The organism is Nucisporomicrobium flavum (genome assembly GCF_016464385.1).
Classification (GTDB): domain Bacteria; phylum Actinomycetota; class Actinomycetes; order Mycobacteriales; family Micromonosporaceae; genus Actinoplanes; species Actinoplanes flavus_A.
In genome coordinates this window covers 1-16,216 of record NZ_JADMLH010000031.1, presented here as the reverse complement: position 1 = coordinate 16,216, position 16,216 = coordinate 1, and the positions used below count along the sequence as shown (strand labels likewise).

Sequence of the window (16,216 nt, the reverse complement as noted above, 5' to 3'; positions counted from 1 at the left end):
ATGACCAGGCCCAGCCGGCTCGCCCGGTACGGCTTCGCCGACGACGGCGCCCGGGTGGCCGACCTGCTCGGGCCGGCCGGCCTGCGGCTGTGGAACACCGAGGCGCAGGAGCCCGTCGACGCGCCCGCGTCCGAGCTGATCCAGGCGCTGTCCCGGGCCGCCGACCCCAACCTGGCGCTGCGCCAGCTGCACCGGATGGTCGACGCGGCCGCCCGCGCGGCGCTGCGCGGCAACGGCGGGCCGGTGACCGGGCCCGGCGGGGAGATCGTGGCGAGCCCCGCCGCCGACGCGATCGTGGCGGCCCTCGCCGAGGACGGCGGGCTGCGCCGCCGGCTCATCGCCGTGCTCGGCGCCTCCAGCGCGCTGGGCGACCACCTCGTGGCCAACCCCGATCAGTGGCGGGTGCTCGCGACCACCCGGACCGGGCTGCCGCCCAGCGCCGAGGGGCGCCTGGAGTTCGACGACCCGGCGGGGGAGGGGCCGCCGAGCGTGCCGGCGCTGCGCACGGCGTACCGCACGGCGCTGCTGCGCATCGTGGCGGCCGACCTCACCGGCGGTCGCGGCCTGGAGCCCACCATGGCGGCGCTGTCCCGGCTCGCCGACGAAACGCTGTGCGCCGCGTACGCGATCGCCGTGGCGGAGCTCCCGCAGCGGACCCCGCCGCCTCGGCTCGCCGTGGTGGCCATGGGCAAGTGCGGTGGCAACGAGCTCAACTACGTGTCCGACGTGGACGTCATCTTCGTGGCGGCCGGCGACGAGGACCTGAGCGCCGGCACCACGGTCGCCGCCCGCCTCATCGAGGTCTGCGGGCTGGTGGCCTGGCCGGTCGACGCCGCGCTGCGCCCCGAGGGCAACCGGGGCCCGCTGGTCCGCACGCTCGCCAGCCACCAGGCGTACTACCGCCGCTGGGCGCGCACGTGGGAGTTCCAGGCGCTGCTCAAGGCCCGCCCGGCCGCCGGTGACCTGGCGCTCGCCCAGGAGTGGATCGACGACGTCGCGCCGCTGGTCTGGCACGCCGCCGAGCGGCCCGAGGCCGTCGCCGACGTCCGGGACATGCGCCGGAAGATCATCGACAACGTGCCGGCGAAGGAGGTCGACCGGGAGATCAAACGCGGCCCCGGCGGCCTGCGCGACATCGAGTTCGCGGTCCAGCTGCTCCAGCTCGTGCACGGCCGCGTCGACGAGAGCCTGCGGGAGCCCGGCACGCTGCCGGCGCTGCGGGCCCTGGTCGCGGGCGGGTACGTGGGCCGCGAGGACGGCGAGACGCTGCTGCGGGGCTATCGCTTCCTGCGTACGGTCGAGCACCGGCTGCAGCTGCAGAACCTGCGGCGTACGCACACCGTGCCCGACGACCCGCAGGCGTTGCGCTGGCTCGCGGCCGCCCTCGGCTACAAGGCGCTCAGCGGGCGCGACGCGGTCGAGGCGTTCCGGTCCGACTGGGTGAGCCACGCCGCGCAGGTTCGCCGCCTGCACGTCAAACTGTTGTACCAACCGCTGCTCGAGGCCGTTGCCCGGGTGCCGGCCGAGGCGCTGCGGATGACCACCGAGTCGGCCGGGCGGCGCCTGGAAATCCTCGGCTTCGCCGACCCCGCCGGCGCGCTGCGGCACCTGCAGGCGCTGACCGGCGGCGTCAGCCGCACCGCGGCGATCCAGCGCACGCTGCTGCCGATGCTGCTGCAGGACTTCGCCGACGCGCCCGAGCCCGACCGGGGGCTGCTCAACTACCGGCAGGTCTCCGACAAGCTCGGCAGCACCCCCTGGTATCTGCGGCTGCTGCGCGACGGTGGCCCGGTCGCGCGCCGGCTGGCCCGCGTCATCGGCCTCTCCCGGTACGCGACGGACCTGCTCATCCGCGACCCGGAGGCGCTGCGCCTGCTCGCCAACGACGCCGAGCTGCAGCCCCGCCCGCGCGAGGTGCTGCGCGAAGGGTTCGTGGCCGCCGCCGACCGGCACCTGCGCGACGGCGCGACCGACCCGGGCCCGGCCATCGCCGCGGTCCGCGCGCTGCGCCGCCGCGAGCTGTTCCGGCTGGCCTGCGCCGACATCCTGAGCCGGGCCGGCGACCTCGCCCCCGCCAACCCGCTCGACGTGCACGCCATCGGCATCGCCCTCTCCGACGTCGCCGACGCCACGCTGGGCGCCGCGCTGCACGCCGCCCGGCGGGTCCACCCGGGCCCGGAGGGCCTGCGCTTCGCGGTGATCGGCATGGGGCGCCTCGGCGGCTACGAGCTGAGCTACCCCTCCGACGCCGACGTGCTGTTCGTCTACGACCCGCCGGAGGGCGCCCCCGAGGGCCAGGCCGCCACGACCGCGCAGGCGATCGCCGAGGAGATGCGCCGCACGCTCGGCGCGCCGGCCCCCGACCCGCCGCTGGGGGTGGACGCCGACCTGCGCCCCGAGGGACGGCAGGGTCCGCTGGTCCGCAGCCTGAACGCGTACGCGCAGTATTACGCCCGCTGGTCGAAGGTGTGGGAGTCGCAGGCGCTGCTGCGCGCACGGTTCGTCTGCGGCGACGAGGATCTGGGCCGCGAGTTCGAGCGGCTCGCCGACACGATGCGGTACCCCGACGGCGGCCTCACCCGCGAGCAGGTCATCGAGATCCGGCGCATCAAGGCGCGCGTGGAGACCGAGCGGATGCCGCGCGGCGCCGACCCGAACACCCACGCGAAGCTGGGCCGGGGCGGGCTCGCCGACGTCGAATGGGCCGTGCAGCTGCTGCAGTTGCGGCACGCGTACGCGCTGCCGGGGCTGCGCCGCACCCGTACCCTCGAGGCCCTCACGGCGGAGCGGGAGGCCAAGCTGATCGACAACGTCGACGCCGCCGCGATGACCGCCGGCTGGACCCTGGCCGCTCAGGTCCGCAACGCGCTGACCCTGGTCCGCGGCCGCCCCACCGACCAGCTGCCCCGGCACGGCGTCGAGCTCGCCGGGGTGGTGCAGCTGCTCGGCGGCGGCGACCCGGGCGAGTTCGTGGACCGGTACCTGCGCCTCACCCGGCGGTCCCGCGCGGCGATGGAACGCGTCCTCGATGCCTGAGGCGCTGCCGCGCCGGTCCGTCGCGCCGATCGGCGGCGCCGTGCTGGTCGCGGTGCTGCTGCGCGTGCCGTTCCTGTTCACCGGGCTCTCCACCGACGAGGGCGGCTACGCGTACGTGGCCCGGCAGTGGGCGCGCGGCGACCGGCTCTACACCGACGTGTGGCTCGACCGGCCGCAGGGGCTGCTGCTGACCTACCGGGCGCTGCTGGCGATCAACGGGTCCGGGTGGGCGGTCCGCCTCGGCGTGGTCCTGGCCGGCGCGATCATCACCGTCGCGGTGGCGGTGATCGCGGGGGTGCTCGCGGGCCGGACCGCCGGTGCCGTGGCGGCCTGGATCTACGCGGTCGTCGGCGTCGCCCCGCACCTGGAGGGCATGACGCTCAACGGGGAGCTGCTCGCCAGCGTCCCGTCCACGGTGGCGATCGCGCTGACCGTGTTGTGGTGGCGGCGGGGCCGGTCGCTGTGGTGGCTCGCCGGCGCCGGGGTGCTCGCCGGCGTCGCGCTGACCATGAAGCAGTCCGGCATCGACGGCGTCCTCGTCGGCGTGCTGGTCCTCGCCCTCGCCCGCCGCGGCCGGGCGGTGCCGGTGTTCCTGGCCGGGGTCGCGGTGCCGCTGCTCGCCTCGGCGCTGCACGGGCTGGCGGTCGGCTGGTCGGCGTACTGGACGGCGCTCGTCGGCTATCAGCTGTCGGCCCTGGGCGGCACGGGCTCGAACACCTCGACCCGGCTGACCGATCTCGGACGGCACGCGGGCGACATCGCGCTCGGCGTCGTCCCGGTCCTGCTGGTGTCGCTGCCTGGCTGGCGGGTGCTGGACCGCGGGGCACGGTGGCTGCTCGGGGTGTGGCTGTTCGCCGGGTTCGTGGGCATCAACCTCGGCGGTTCGTACTGGCCGCACTACTTCGTCCAGCCGCTGCCGGCGCTCGTCGTGCTCGCCGCCGTGACGGTCGCCGGCGTGCGGGCGGTGCGGTGGCGCTGGGCGCTCGCCGCCGTCGCCACCCTGCCGACGCTGGTGTGGCTGGCGGCGCTCGTACCCATGTCGCCGGGCGGCCGGGCCGACACGATCCCGTACGATGCGCTCGCGGCCCGCGACGACCGGATCGCGGCCGTGATCAGGGCGTCGACCGGCCCGGACGACCGCATCTACGTGCTGGAGTCCGAGGCCTACCTGTACTTCGCGGCCGACCGCGAGGCCTCCTATCCGTACCTGTGGGGTAAACCGATCGACAAGATCCCGGACGCGCTGCCGCGGCTGCGCGCGATGCTGGCGTCGCCGCAGCGGCCCGCGCTCGTCGTCCTCGACACCCCGCCGGCCGCGGTCGACCCGTCCGGCGGGATCGCCGCCGACCTGGCCGCCCACTACCACCCCGAGACGACCGTCGAGGGTGTGCCGATCCTGCGGGCGAACCCGTGACCGGCCTGCGCTCCCGGGCGGCCGGCCCGGCCGGGCTCCGCTCGTGGCTGCAGCGTCCGGCCGGCGTGCGCTGGCTGGGCTTCTTCGGTGCGGTGTGCTGCGCGGCCGACGCAGTGCTCTTCGGTGCGCCGCCGTGGATCCGCCAGGGCGTGTCGGTTGTCAGCATCCTGCGTGGCCCTGACGGCGTCGCGATCATGCTGCTGTGGATCGCGGGCCTGACCGCGCTGTGCGCCGCCTGGTGGTACGGCCGCCGCCTCGAGCTGTCCCGCCGCTGGATCCTCGTGACGGCCGCGCTGTGGATCGTGCCGCTGCTCGCCGTGCCGCCGTTGGCCAGCCGGGACATGTACGCGTACGCCTGCCAGGGCGCCCTGTTCGACGCGGGCTTCAACCCGTCGCAGGTGGGGATCGCCGCCCAGCCCTGCCCGTGGCTCGACTCGGTGTCGCTGGTGTGGCGGGACACGCCCACCCCGTACGGGCCGCTGTGGATCCTGCTGACCGGGTTCGCCGCGTCGTTCGGCTCGCAGGCCGTGGCGCTCGGCATCTTCCGGGTGTACGCCGTCCTCGCCGTGGCCGCCCTCGCGGCAGCCGTCCCGGCTCTCGCACGCCGCCGGGGCGTGGCGCCGGAGAAGGCCCTGTGGCTGGTGCTGTGCTGTCCGCTCGTACCGGTGCACTTCGTCGGCGGCGGCCACAACGACACCCTGACGATGGCGCTGCTCGCGGCCGGTCTGGCGCTCGTGGCGGGCCGGCGGCCGATACCCGTTCTGATCGCCGGGGGTGCGCTGGTGGGCGCCGCCATCGCGGTCAAGACCACGGTCGGGGTGGTCCTGCCGTTCGCCGCCCTGCTCGCCGCCGGCGGCCTGGAGCTCACCCGGGACGGGCTGCTGCGGTTCCTGCGCCGCGGCGGCGCCGTGGTCGGGGGAGCGGTCGCGCTGCTGGCCGCCCTGTCCGTCGTCTCGGGGCTCGGGTTCGGCTGGGCGGTCGCGTTGTCCGGCGCGGGCGAGTCGCGCAGCTGGACATCCCCGCCCACCGCGGTCGGCATCGCCGTCAACGCGGCCGGGAAGTGGTTCGGCGCGGGCTACGACGTCGTGCCGGTGCTGCGTACCGTCGCGCTGGTCCTGCTGCTCGTGGCGCTCGTGGTGATCTGGTGGCGGTTCCGGCGCGCCGACCCGCTGCACGGCGCCGGGCTCGCCTGCCTCGCGGTCATCTTCCTGGCCCCGATCACCCAGCCCTGGTACCTGTTCTGGCCGCTCACCCTGCTCGCCGTGACCACGGTCGGCCTGCGCCGGCTCGAGATCACCGTCGTGGCCTCGATGTTCCTGATCCTGCCCGACGGCGACGGCGCCTGGAAACCGCTGCAGGTGCCCTTCGCGTTCCTGGTCACGGCCGGCGTGATCTGGGTGGCGCGGCGCTCGTGGCGCTGGCTGCGGGCACCCGCACCCGCGGCGGAGGTGCCCGCGTGCGACTGACCCCCCGGCTCGTCCGCTGGGGTGGGCTGGCGGGCAGCGCGGCCACGGCGGGCACGGCCTGGCTCGGCGGCGCCGGTTTCGAACGGGTGCCCAGCATCAACCCGGTGACCTTGCTCAGCGGCCAGCGTGGCGTCGCGCTGCCGATCCTCTGGGTGCTCGGCACCGCGGCGCTCATCACGGCGTGGTGGTTCGGCCGGCATGTGGTGCCCTCGACGCGGTGGGCGCTGGTCACGGCCGGGCTGTGGTTCCTGCCGGTGCTGCCGTTCCTGCCGCTGGGCAGCGCGGACGTCTACTCGTACGCGTGCCAGGGCTACGTCCAGTACGCCGGGGGAGACCCGTACGCGACGGGGGTCGGTGAGTTCGGCTGCCCGTGGGTGAGCTCGGTCGCGTCGTCGTGGCTGGACTCGCCGGCCCCGTACGGCCCGCTGTTCCTGCTGCTCGCCGCCCGCGTGGTGGCGATCGCCGGCGACTCGCTCGCCGGGGTGGTGGCGGGGCTGCGGGTGATCGCCGTCGCCGGGGTGGCACTGATCGCCGTCGGAGTGCCGGCGCTGGCCCGCCGCTGCGGCATCGATCCGGCCCGCGCGACGTGGATGGTGCTGGCCTGCCCGATCGTCCTGGTCCACCTGGTGTCCGGCGCGCACAACGACGCCCTGATGGTCGGGCTGATCGTGACCGGTCTCGCGCTGGCAGCCGGCGCCTCCGCGCCGCGGCCGCCCTCTCCGCGGCGGCCGGACGGTACCGTCCCGCTGCCGGCGGCCGGGGCCTTCTGGGTGCGGCTGGCCGTCGCCGGGGCGGTGCTGGGCTTTGCGGTCGGCGTGAAGGCCACCGCGATCGTCGTCGTCCCGTTCGCCGTCCTCGCCGCGCTCCCCGCGGACCGCCGCGCGCTGCGGGACCTGTGGCGCCCGGCCGGGGCGATCGGTGGCGGGCTGCTGCTGTCCACGGCCGCCCTGTCGGTCGCGTCCGGGCGCGGCGCCGGCTGGGTCGCCGGGCTGCTGCGCAGCGGCGACAGCGTGACGTGGGGATCGCCGTCCACCGCCGTCGGCCTCGTGATCGAATTCGGTACGGGGCTGCCCGCCGTACCCGTGACGCGGTTGATCGGGGTGGTGATCCTGGCTGTCGTGCTCGTGGTGCTGTGGTGGCGGGCGCGCCGCGACGACCCCCTCGGCCACGCCGGCCTCGCCCTGGCGGCCACCGTGCTCTGTGCCCCCGTCTTCCATCCCTGGTACGCGACGTGGCCGCTCGCCGTGCTGGCCGCCACCCGCGCGGAGAACCGGTGGCTGCTCGGCTTGTGCGCGTTCGCCGCGACGCTCACCACGCCGGCCGGCTACAACTGGGCGCTCTACACGCGCCTCCCGGGAGCCCTCATCGTCACGGCGGCCCTGGTGACGCTCCTGGTCGTGGCCGTGCGCAGGCGCCGTAGGGTGGTCGCGTGAACCGCCGGATCATGACCGTCGCCGCGCTGGGGGCCGTCGCCGCCGGCACGCTCGTGTGGGCCGCGATCCTGCACTACTACTTCGACTCGGCCGTCTACGCGGGGGCGGTGCGCTACTGGTTCCGCGACGGCGGCATGGTGTACGACTACCTCAAGCCCGGCTCGCCGTACGGCTTCACGTACCCGCCGTTCGCCGGCCTCCTGATGGCCCCGATGGCGTACCTGCCGCTCTGGGCGATCGCGACGCTGGCGTCGGCCGCGACCGTGATCGTGACCGTGGTCGTGGTCCGATGGCTGGTCACGCCGCTGATCGAACGCGAGGGCCGGACCCCCTGGTACGCCGTCGCCGTCGCGTCCTGCCTGGCGCTGATCTTCGAGCCGGTCCGCGAGACGTTCGGCTTCGGCCAGGTCAACCTGCTGCTGCTCGCCCTTGTCGCGGGCGACGTGCTGTTCGGCGTGGCACGCGGCCGGCGGTGGGCGGGGATCGGGATCGGGGTCGCGACCGCGATCAAGCTGACTCCCGGCGTCTTCATCCTGTACCTCCTGGTCACCCGGCGCTGGCGTGCCGCCGGCACCGCCGTCGCGGCCGCCGCGGTGACCACCCTGGGTGCCGCCGCCGTCTGGCCCGACGCCTCGCGCGAGTTCTGGACGGCCGCGCTGTGGGACACCAACCGGGTCGGCAACCTCGAGTACGTCTCCAACCAGTCGCTGCGCGGCCTGCTCGCCCGGCTGCCGGTGGACGCGTGGGAATCCCAGCTGTGGGTGCTCTGCGTGCTGGCCGTCCTGGCGCTCTGGGCCTGGCGGGTACGCCGGGCGGACCCGCTGGGCGGCCTGGCGCTCACCGGGATCGTCGGCTGCCTGATCAGCCCGGTCACGTGGGTGCACCACTGGGTGTGGCTGCTGCCGGCCCTGGTCCGCTGCGTGGAGGTGGCCCGCGCCGACCGGCGGGTGCTCTCCCTCGGCGTCGCCACGTACGCCCTGCTCAGCGCCCACATCGTCTTCCTGTACGAGCGTGGCCCCAAGCCGCCGCTCGCGGTGCTCGGCGCGAACCTGTACGTGCTGTTCGGCCTCGCGCTGCTGGTGTGGTTGCCGGCGCGGCTTCCGGCCGGGTCAGGCGGTGCCGGGGCGGGGCAGCTTCACGACGATCGAGCCGGCGGCGCGGTCGTGCAGGCCGCGGCGGTCGGCGTCCATGATGACCGCGGGCACGAGTAACGCCAGCAGGACCCCGCGGAGCAGGCCCTTCGGGATGCCGATCGCGCCGCCGTCGGTGACCGAGACGCAGCGCAGCCGGGCGAGCGCCATGCCGGGCGTCTGTCCGAACAGGCCGATGAAGAACGCGTTCAGGAAGATCAGCACGACGACCGGCGGCCAGGCCACCACCCGCGGGTCCGCGTAGAAGCTCGCGGCCAGCAGGCACAACGCCCAGTCGATGAGGAGCGCGCCGAAGCGCCGGCCGAAGTCGGAGGGCTCGAAACGGGCCGGGTCGATCGCGCGGGTCGCCACGGTTGATCAGCGTAATCGCCGGAGGCTGATGTGCCGTGAACCGGCCCCCGGGGTGCCGGTCGGACGCTAGGGTCGCTCATGGTCACGCGACTCACAGGCTCCGTAACACGGCGGAAACAATAGGGATACGCCCGGGCAACGGCCAGCCCATAGCGTCGCGACCAGCCTAGCCACGAGGCGGCCCGCGCCGCCCCGCGTACAAAAAATCGTGCCAGGAGGACGTGTGTTCGCCAATCCCGAGGAACTCCTGCGATACCTCAAAGACGAGGACGTCAAGTTCGTCGACGTACGGTTCTGTGACCTTCCCGGCGTGATGCAGCACTTCAACATGCCGGTGGAATCGTTCGACGACAGCGTCGTCACCGACGGCCTCGCCTTCGACGGATCGTCGATCCGCGGGTTCCAGGCCATCCACGAGTCCGACATGATGCTGCTGCCGGACGTCACCACGGCCTTCGTGGACCCCTTCCGGATCCAGAAGACGCTGGCGCTCAACTTCTTCATCCACGACCCGTTCACGCGCGAGCCGTACTCGCGTGACCCGCGCAACGTCGCGAAGAAGGCCGAGACCTACCTGGCCTCCAGCGGCATCGCGGACACGGCGTACTTCGGCGCCGAGGCGGAGTTCTACATCTTCGACTCGATCCGCCACTCCACCTCCGCGAACGAGTCGTTCTACTACATCGACTCGATCGAGGGCGCCTGGAACTCCGGCAAGGAGGAGGAGGGCGGCAACCGCGGCTACAAGACCGCGTACAAGGGCGGCTACTTCCCGGTCGCCCCCGTCGACCACTACTCCGACCTGCGCGACGCCATGGTCCGCCGCCTCATCGACGTCGGCTTCACCGTCGAGCGTTCGCACCACGAGGTCGGCACCGCGGGCCAGGCCGAGATCAACTACAAGTTCTCGACGCTGCTGCACGCCGGCGACCAGATGCAGATGTTCAAGTACATCATCAAGAACACCGCCTGGGAGCACGGCAAGACCGCGACCTTCATGCCGAAGCCGCTGTTCGGCGACAACGGTTCCGGCATGCACACCCACCAGAGCCTCTGGCTGGGCGGCGAGCCGCTGTTCTACGACGAGACCGGGTACGCCGGCCTGTCCGACATGGCCCGCTGGTACATCGGCGGCCTCCTGCACCACGCGCCGTCGCTGCTCGCGTTCACCAACCCGACGGTCAACTCGTACCGGCGCCTGGTGCCCGGCTACGAGGCCCCGGTCAACCTGGTCTACTCGCAGCGCAACCGCTCGGCCTGCACCCGCATCCCGGTCACCGGCAGCAACCCGAAGGCCAAGCGCGTCGAGTTCCGCGTGCCGGACCCGTCGTCGAACCCGTACCTGTCGTTCTCGGCCCAGATGATGGCCGGCCTCGACGGCATCAAGAACAAGATCGAGCCGCCGGCCCCGATCGACAAGGACCTGTACGACCTGCCGCCGGAGGAGTGGGGCTCGGTCAAGCAGGTCCCGGGCTCGCTGGACGCGGTCCTCAACTCCCTCGAGGCGGACCACGACTTCCTCACCGCCGGTGGCGTCTTCACCGACGACCTGATCTCGACGTGGATCGACTGGAAGCGCGCCAACGAGATCGACCCGGTCCGCCTCCGCCCGACCCCGCACGAGTTCGAGATGTACTACAACGTCTGACGTTCCACAGGCCGCCACCCTGGCCTCGGACTCACCGTAGTGAGCGGCGGTCACGCTCGGCTTCCAGCCGACGTGGCCGCCGCTTCGCGTACGCCCGGAGCGTGCATGTAGTCGTTGAGCGTGAACGGGATAACGTCGAGGCGTTCACCGGCTCGATATCGTCGTCCACCTCCACCGGCGCACAGCCTCCGTCCAGGTGCTCACGCAGCGCTGCAGCGTCAGCGGCGGGCGTCGAACACCGGTGCGTGGTCCGAGGGCGACGTCAAAGTCGTCCGGCGCACCAACACCCCACCGATCCGCAGCATTGAGGGCCAGCGACCGCGGAGCGCCACGCACGCCAGTGAAGCGAGCATCCACGCGGATCTGACGCTCTTTGCCGAGGTCATCACCGTCGCTTACGGCCGACCAGGTACTGACGTTCGGCTCGTCTGCTTCACCGGCCGGAGCAACGCAGTGCCCGCCAGCGCTGGTGAGATCGCGGAGATTGTGTGGTTCACCGCCACAGACACGAACCGCTGTGCCCCTGCGGTCCAGCAATTGCTGGGCCAACTCATCCGCTGCGGTCTGATCGACTGACGCTCCCATTTCGCGCAAGTCGTCGATCAGTTGGATGAGAAGAGGTGCTCGGTGGGGGTGTAGTCGATCTTCCAGTCGGTGTAGACGCCGAGAGTGCCGTCGCTCAGGCAGCGAAGTCCGAGGCTGATCCAACGCACCTCGTCGTCCTGCGTCATGGCGTAGCCGACGCTGGCTGTGAAGGTCTCTCCGCCGCAGGGGCAGGCGCATCCTTCCAGCTCGGCGTCGTCGATGTGCTCGGCGCTGTCGGCTACCAGAGTTCTGGCACCGCACTCCAGGCAGTCTGCGGCGGCGGCACCCTGCTCGTCGTCGACGAGCGCGAGGAAGGTTGCGTTGCCGCACAGTGCGCAGGCGAGCCGCCGGACGTGCTCGACGGGGTAGCCGCCGGCCCGGAAGTCCCTGAGGTAGGTGGCAAGATCCTCGTCATTCTGGCCGTGCCAGAACCTCGCACTCCTGCTGATGGCCACGGGTGGCTCCTGGATCGGTAAGCATTGTGAACGTCTCGCGGGCAAGGTAGCGCTTGAGGAAACGCATGATCTCACCGTAGTGAGCGGCGGTCAGAGCGTGCACGTACTCGTTGAGCGTCGACGGGATAACGTCGAGCCGTTGACCGGTCTCTGGGGCGACGGTGCTGTCCGCTGATCCGATGGGGGGATCATGAGCGAGTTCTCCGTTGACGCTGCCGGGCTCAACAGCCTGTACAACGTCTTCGTGCGGGCCAGCGGCGATGCGTCGGACAGCCTCGACTACACGCGTCAGCACTGCGACCTGAGCTTCACCGAGGTTGGGCTGATCATGCGGCTCATCTCGCCGCACAAGCATGCGTACGGTGAGGTCACCGACGCCCTGACGCAACTCAAAGACCTCGCCCAAGGGGCCGGCACCCAGATCAACGCCGCGCAGAAGGACTATGCCCGGACCGACGAAGGTTCCGCCGCCCGCCTCGACGCGGGGTATCCCGGCGCGAAGGACCCCATCTCGTTGCGGGGCACGCTGAGCCAGGGACGGCCTGATCTGCGAGGCCGGCGTTCGGGCTTCACCGACGTGGCCGAGCCGACCGCGCATCTGAAGAACCCGGAGTACGCGATCGGCGTTGAGATGTGGTCGATCAACCCGTTGGCTGACCTGATCAGTCCGTCGGCGTGGCTGCGGCAGGTCAGCATCTGGTTGTTCAGCTACGACCCGTTCGAAGGCTGGGCGTCGCAGTTCAGCGGCGACTGGAAGGCGTACGTCCACTGCGGCAACGCGATGGGCCTGGCCGGAGCTGCCGCGTACGACATCGGCCGCAATCTCACCGCGGCAGCCGCCGACGTACCGGCCGTGTGGCGCGGCAAGGCCGCCGAGGCCGAGCAGGAGTTCCAGCTCGCGCTCGGCGGCGCGGCGATGGACCTGCAGAACGCGTGCCGGCACTTCAACGAGCTGTACCTGCAGGCGGCCGAGGCGGTGAAGAAGCTGCTCGACGTGGTCAGCGGCCTGATCAGCGACCTGCTCGACGTCCTGATCATCATCAACGCCTCGGCGGCGGTCGGCACCGCGACCATCGAGACCGTGGTCGGGCCGATCGCCGGGTACGGTGTCGCCGCCTACTACACCTGGCAGGCGTACGACCTCTACAAGGAGATCTCCAGCTTCTTCGGCAACGCGGAAGACCTGCTGAAGCTGATCGGCGGCTCGATCACCGGTATCAAGGCCACGCTCGCCGTGAAGGATCTTCCCACCGTGCAGCCCTACAAGCACCCCGCCGGCTACTGACCCGAGGAAGGACCCGACCCGCCGATGAACGGCGACATCACCCAGGACCCGCTCGCCCGCTCGGTGCTGCGTCACCTGGCCGCGACCCGGGGCAAGGACGACGCGCTCGGATCGCTCGCACGTACGGTGCTCAACGGCGAAGCCGGTCTGCAGTCGGCCGCGAACAATCCGTGGCACAGCCAGGCCCTGGCTGCGGCAGCCCAGGAGGCCCAGCAGTCGCAGGACCGCATGTCGCCTGAGGAACGCGCCGACATCGACGCGGCGGCCCGCAAGCTCCAGCGCGGCGCAGATGCTTCCGGTGGGATCGACGGCAGGGAGTCATGAACGCATTCCGACGCTGGCGCATCGCGGTGCCGCTGGCCATCCTCTCCGCCCTGCTGCTCGGAGCCACGGTCCTCGGTGCGTGGGCCTACTGGTCCGAGGACAGCGCAGCCGAAAACGCCCTGACCGCCTTCCTCTGCCTGATGTTCGCCGCCTGCCTCGGCATCAGCATCTCCATCGGGGTCGACCGGCGCATCGACGACGTCCCCTGGCTCCGCATCGGCACCGTCGTCATCTTCATCGCGCTCGCCTGCGGCGTCAGCTGGGTGCGGGACACCCTGTAGCGCCCATGCCGCGCTACGCCGAAGCCTCTAGCCGGATCTGCGGGCGCCGGTCTTCAGAACCGCGCGAAGCTCGGCGAGGTGCTCGGTCTCCGGCGGCAGGTCCAACCGATCCAGCAGGCCGAGCGCGGCCGCCGGTTCGAGGTCGCCGTAGACGTCGTGGTAGCTGGTGCGCAGGCCCTTGAACAACGCCGGATGCAGCTCTTCCACGGCTGCGACGGCCTCGTACACATCATGCTTGTCGGCCCAGCGGACCGGCCCCGAAATCTCGAGGACCCGGGCGGCCCTGCGGTGCAGCGGGCCGGTGGCCAGCACGCGCAGGTCCGGCCTGGACCGTACGTCGTCGCCGAGCACCGCGGCGAAGGCCGTACCGGACGAATCTTGATCTTCGAACCAGTCGACCCACAGCGAGTACTGCAGCTGCTCGCTTGCCTCGACGGCCTCCAGGCGCTGCCGACAGGCAGCCCAGAAGGCGGCGCTGATCGCCGGATCCGCCTGTCCGGTGACGAACCAGCGAAGCTCGACGGTCACCCAGTACTCGTCCAGCAGGTCGAGGAGGCCGAAGCCCCACCGCAGCCGCTGCATCGGGGTCAGGCGATCGTCATCCAGCAACGCGGCCGCCCACTCATGGGCGAGATCGTTGGTGCTCTGCTTCCATCGTCCCGGAGCCAGGGGCGTGACGCCCTGCTCCGCCAGCCAGCGCAGTGCCTCGTTCGCTTCGGGTGTGTCGTGCACCCCCGCAGTCTGGATCATGCGTCCACCCATATGCCCTTCCAGGGACCGCGAACCTGACAAGTTTCAAACGTACGGCGACCACCCTGACTCCGTGACGGCCGGAAATCCGTCCGGCCCGCCTGAACACGGAGGAAGGCCATGCGTGGAAGCCGTACGGTCGTTGCCGCGATCGCATTCACCGCACTCTCGGCGTGCACCTCGCCGGCCACAACCGGGAACGACGACAGCACCGGGGCGAAAGTGGCGACGCTGGCCAGCGCCGGCACCGGCATCAGCGCCGGCGCCAGTCCTTCGGCGAGCGCCGGGCCTGTCTCGACCCGACCGCGGTATCGGTTCGATATGACCGCCGCGGATGAGGACGCTTTGTGGGCGCCGTACAACAAGTGCTTGAAGGCGCATGGCTATACGCGGGTGGATGCCAAGAAAGCCGAGGATGCGGCGGCTCGTGGGCGTCACGTCGACGATAAGAAAGCCGCCGCGCTGAAGGAGTGCGAGGAGAAGTATCTGCCGCTGCCCGAGTGGGAGAAGGATCCGGCCAATCCGAAGGCGTCCGACTTCGCGCGCGCCGTGAACAAGTGTCTCAAGGCCAAGGGGATCAAGATGGACGGTGACTCGATCGATGACAGCGAGAACGTCGCCAAGGCGTTGGACGCGTCGGGCGACTGTGAGCGTGAGGTAGCCGCCTCGAAGTATTGACCGGCCCTGGTCGTGAGGGGTGACGGCAGGGCCGGTGCGGCGGCTAGAGGGTTTCGGTCGTACGTGATGCCGTGCGGTAGCGCTCGTTCTGACGGAGGGCCTCTTCGAGCTGGTCCTCGAGGATGATGATCCGGCACGCGGCGGCCATGTCGGTGCCTTCGTCGCAGAGTTCCCTGGCGCGGGCCGCGAGGCGCAGCTGGTAGCGCGAGTAGCGGCGGTGGCCGCCCGCGGAGCGGAACGGGTCGATCAGTTTCGCCTCGCCGAGCCGGCGGAGGAAGTCCTGGGAGACGCCGACGATCTCCGCGGCGCGGCCCATCGTGTAGGCGGGGTAGTTCTCGTCGTCGAGCATGTCGTCGGGTTGGGCCATGCCACCTCCATGTCGAGGGCCCCGGCGCCAACAGCGCCGGGGCCCAGGGTTACGGGTCTGAAACACCATCTACCGGCATGTGTACCGGCAATTCTTCTCCGCGCCGGCCGCTGACGACGGCTCAGGGTGCGGGGATCGCATAAGCGTGACCGGAGACCACCTCGCAATCGAGGGACACTGCGGTATCCGCCCGGCCGGTCTCCCGGTCGCGAGCGGGCGATCCAACGGTGTACGGCCCTCCCTTTCCTCTGCGTTCTCATCGTTTGCGCACTGCTTCAGGTCGAGCCCCGGAAATCACCTCGGCCCGGCCTGCTGATGGTGGTGCGACCGGGGCCGCAACGTGCTCGGCCCCGATCCTTCGCCACTTTCGGGCGGTCCGTCCGCGTCTTTGTTCTTCGTTCTCGACCTGAGGAACGTTAGTCGACGACGGGCAGGAAATCTAGTAACCGCCGACAAGATTTTCTGCGAGTCGCGGGTGAGACGCCGGATGCCCCTTGACGCCGTGCTCGGTAAGTCGTAGCTTACCGTTCGTGGCAACTTACCAATCCGACGACGGGTGGAACGCGCTCGGGGATCCCACGCGCCGGGCCATCGTCGCCTGCCTCGCCGAACGCCCCCGCGCCGTCGGTGAGCTCGCCGACGAGCTGCCCATCAGCCGCCCCGCCGTCTCCCAGCACCTGAAGGTGCTCAAGGAGGCGGGCCTGGTCACGGATCACGCGACCGGCACCCGGCGGGTCTACCGGCTCAACCCGGCCGGCGTGGCCGCCCTGCGCGACCAGCTGGACACCTTCTGGAGCCGCGCGCTCGACAACTACCGCGACGTCGCCGAGCAACCGGCCGAATCAGCGAACGAATCACCGAACGAGGAGTTTCAATGACCATGTCAAGCCGCGTTCGCGGTGAGCGGTGGTGAGGGATGGAACTCACGGCCGTCGCGCAGCAGGGCCCAAATAACGTCGATCAGGCGGCGGGCCAGGGCGATCACCGCTTGG

15 protein-coding genes are annotated in these 16,216 nt (G+C 71.6%); 11 read left to right on the top strand and 4 right to left on the bottom strand.

What is annotated here, in order from left to right:
• The 5 genes from IT780_RS39685 to IT780_RS39665 are packed head-to-tail and all read left to right on the top strand — an operon-like array spanning position 1 to position 8,560.
• Entirely contained in the window at positions 1-3,036 is a 3,036-nt protein-coding gene (locus IT780_RS39685) for a bifunctional [glutamine synthetase] adenylyltransferase/[glutamine synthetase]-adenylyl-L-tyrosine phosphorylase (protein WP_199517047.1), read from the top strand.
• Positions 3,029-4,450 carry an ArnT family glycosyltransferase gene (locus tag IT780_RS39680; protein ID WP_199517046.1) on the top strand — a complete coding sequence of 474 codons (1,422 nt, stop codon included), beginning with the start codon at positions 3,029-3,031 and terminating at the stop codon, positions 4,448-4,450. Before IT780_RS39685 ends, IT780_RS39680 begins: the two co-directional genes overlap by 8 nt.
• Positions 4,447-5,916, top strand: coding sequence for a polyprenol phosphomannose-dependent alpha 1,6 mannosyltransferase MptB (gene mptB / locus IT780_RS39675; protein WP_199517045.1), 1,470 nt, complete (start codon positions 4,447-4,449; stop codon positions 5,914-5,916). The genes IT780_RS39680 and mptB (IT780_RS39675) overlap by 4 nt, the downstream gene beginning before the upstream one ends.
• Positions 5,913-7,349: a polyprenol phosphomannose-dependent alpha 1,6 mannosyltransferase MptB gene (gene mptB / locus IT780_RS39670; RefSeq protein WP_199517103.1), complete on the top strand. Its 1,437-nt coding sequence runs from the start codon at positions 5,913-5,915 to the stop codon at positions 7,347-7,349. Before mptB (IT780_RS39675) ends, mptB (IT780_RS39670) begins: the two co-directional genes overlap by 4 nt.
• Positions 7,350-7,360: 11 nt before the next feature.
• Positions 7,361-8,560, top strand: coding sequence for a glycosyltransferase 87 family protein (locus IT780_RS39665; protein ID WP_199517102.1), 1,200 nt, complete (start codon positions 7,361-7,363; stop codon positions 8,558-8,560).
• Here the strand turns inward: IT780_RS39665 and IT780_RS39660 are convergent.
• Complete coding sequence (locus IT780_RS39660) at positions 8,459-8,851, bottom strand: RDD family protein (protein ID WP_199517044.1); 393 nt, start codon at positions 8,849-8,851, stop codon at positions 8,459-8,461. The two genes, IT780_RS39665 and IT780_RS39660, sit on opposite strands and share 102 nt — an antisense overlap.
• Before the next feature lie 223 nt (positions 8,852-9,074).
• On the opposite strand from IT780_RS39660, the gene glnA reads away from it, so the two are divergent.
• The gene (glnA, locus tag IT780_RS39655; protein ID WP_199517043.1) at positions 9,075-10,499 is read left to right on the top strand and encodes a type I glutamate--ammonia ligase; all 1,425 of its coding nucleotides are present in this window, start codon (positions 9,075-9,077) and stop codon (positions 10,497-10,499) included.
• Positions 10,500-11,101: 602 nt separating this feature from the next.
• On the opposite strand, the gene IT780_RS39650 is transcribed toward glnA, so the two are convergent.
• On the bottom strand, positions 11,102-11,539 hold the full coding sequence (locus IT780_RS39650; protein WP_199517042.1) for a hypothetical protein: 438 nt from the start codon (positions 11,537-11,539) through the stop codon (positions 11,102-11,104).
• Positions 11,540-11,729: 190 nt separating this feature from the next.
• On the opposite strand from IT780_RS39650, the gene IT780_RS39645 reads away from it, so the two are divergent.
• From IT780_RS39645 to IT780_RS39635, 3 genes are read left to right on the top strand one after another with little or no spacing between them, the layout of a single operon-like run.
• Positions 11,730-12,824 (top strand): hypothetical protein, encoded by a 1,095-nt coding sequence (locus IT780_RS39645; RefSeq protein ID WP_199517041.1) that lies wholly within the window; start codon positions 11,730-11,732, stop codon positions 12,822-12,824.
• A gap of 24 nt (positions 12,825-12,848) precedes the next feature.
• A complete protein-coding gene (locus tag IT780_RS39640) occupies positions 12,849-13,148 on the top strand; it encodes a hypothetical protein (protein WP_199517040.1) in 300 nt (99 codons plus the stop codon).
• On the top strand, positions 13,145-13,429 hold the full coding sequence (locus tag IT780_RS39635) for a hypothetical protein (RefSeq protein ID WP_199517039.1): 285 nt from the start codon (positions 13,145-13,147) through the stop codon (positions 13,427-13,429). Before IT780_RS39640 ends, IT780_RS39635 begins: the two co-directional genes overlap by 4 nt.
• Positions 13,430-13,456: 27 nt before the next feature.
• Here IT780_RS39635 and IT780_RS39630 read toward each other — a convergent pair whose 3' ends face one another.
• The gene (locus IT780_RS39630; protein ID WP_199517038.1) at positions 13,457-14,179 is read right to left on the bottom strand and encodes a hypothetical protein; all 723 of its coding nucleotides are present in this window, start codon (positions 14,177-14,179) and stop codon (positions 13,457-13,459) included.
• A gap of 120 nt (positions 14,180-14,299) precedes the next feature.
• Here IT780_RS39630 and IT780_RS39625 point away from each other — a divergent pair, with 120 nt between their 5' ends.
• Positions 14,300-14,857: a hypothetical protein gene (locus IT780_RS39625; protein ID WP_199517037.1), complete on the top strand. Its 558-nt coding sequence runs from the start codon at positions 14,300-14,302 to the stop codon at positions 14,855-14,857.
• Positions 14,858-14,900: 43 nt separating this feature from the next.
• Here IT780_RS39625 and IT780_RS39620 read toward each other — a convergent pair whose 3' ends face one another.
• Positions 14,901-15,224 carry a MerR family transcriptional regulator gene (locus IT780_RS39620; protein ID WP_199517036.1) on the bottom strand — a complete coding sequence of 108 codons (324 nt, stop codon included), beginning with the start codon at positions 15,222-15,224 and terminating at the stop codon, positions 14,901-14,903.
• 530 nt (positions 15,225-15,754) lie between these two features.
• Here IT780_RS39620 and IT780_RS39615 point away from each other — a divergent pair.
• Positions 15,755-16,102 (top strand): ArsR/SmtB family transcription factor, encoded by a 348-nt coding sequence (locus tag IT780_RS39615; RefSeq protein WP_199517035.1) that lies wholly within the window; start codon positions 15,755-15,757, stop codon positions 16,100-16,102.
• Positions 16,103-16,216 lie beyond the last annotated feature (114 nt).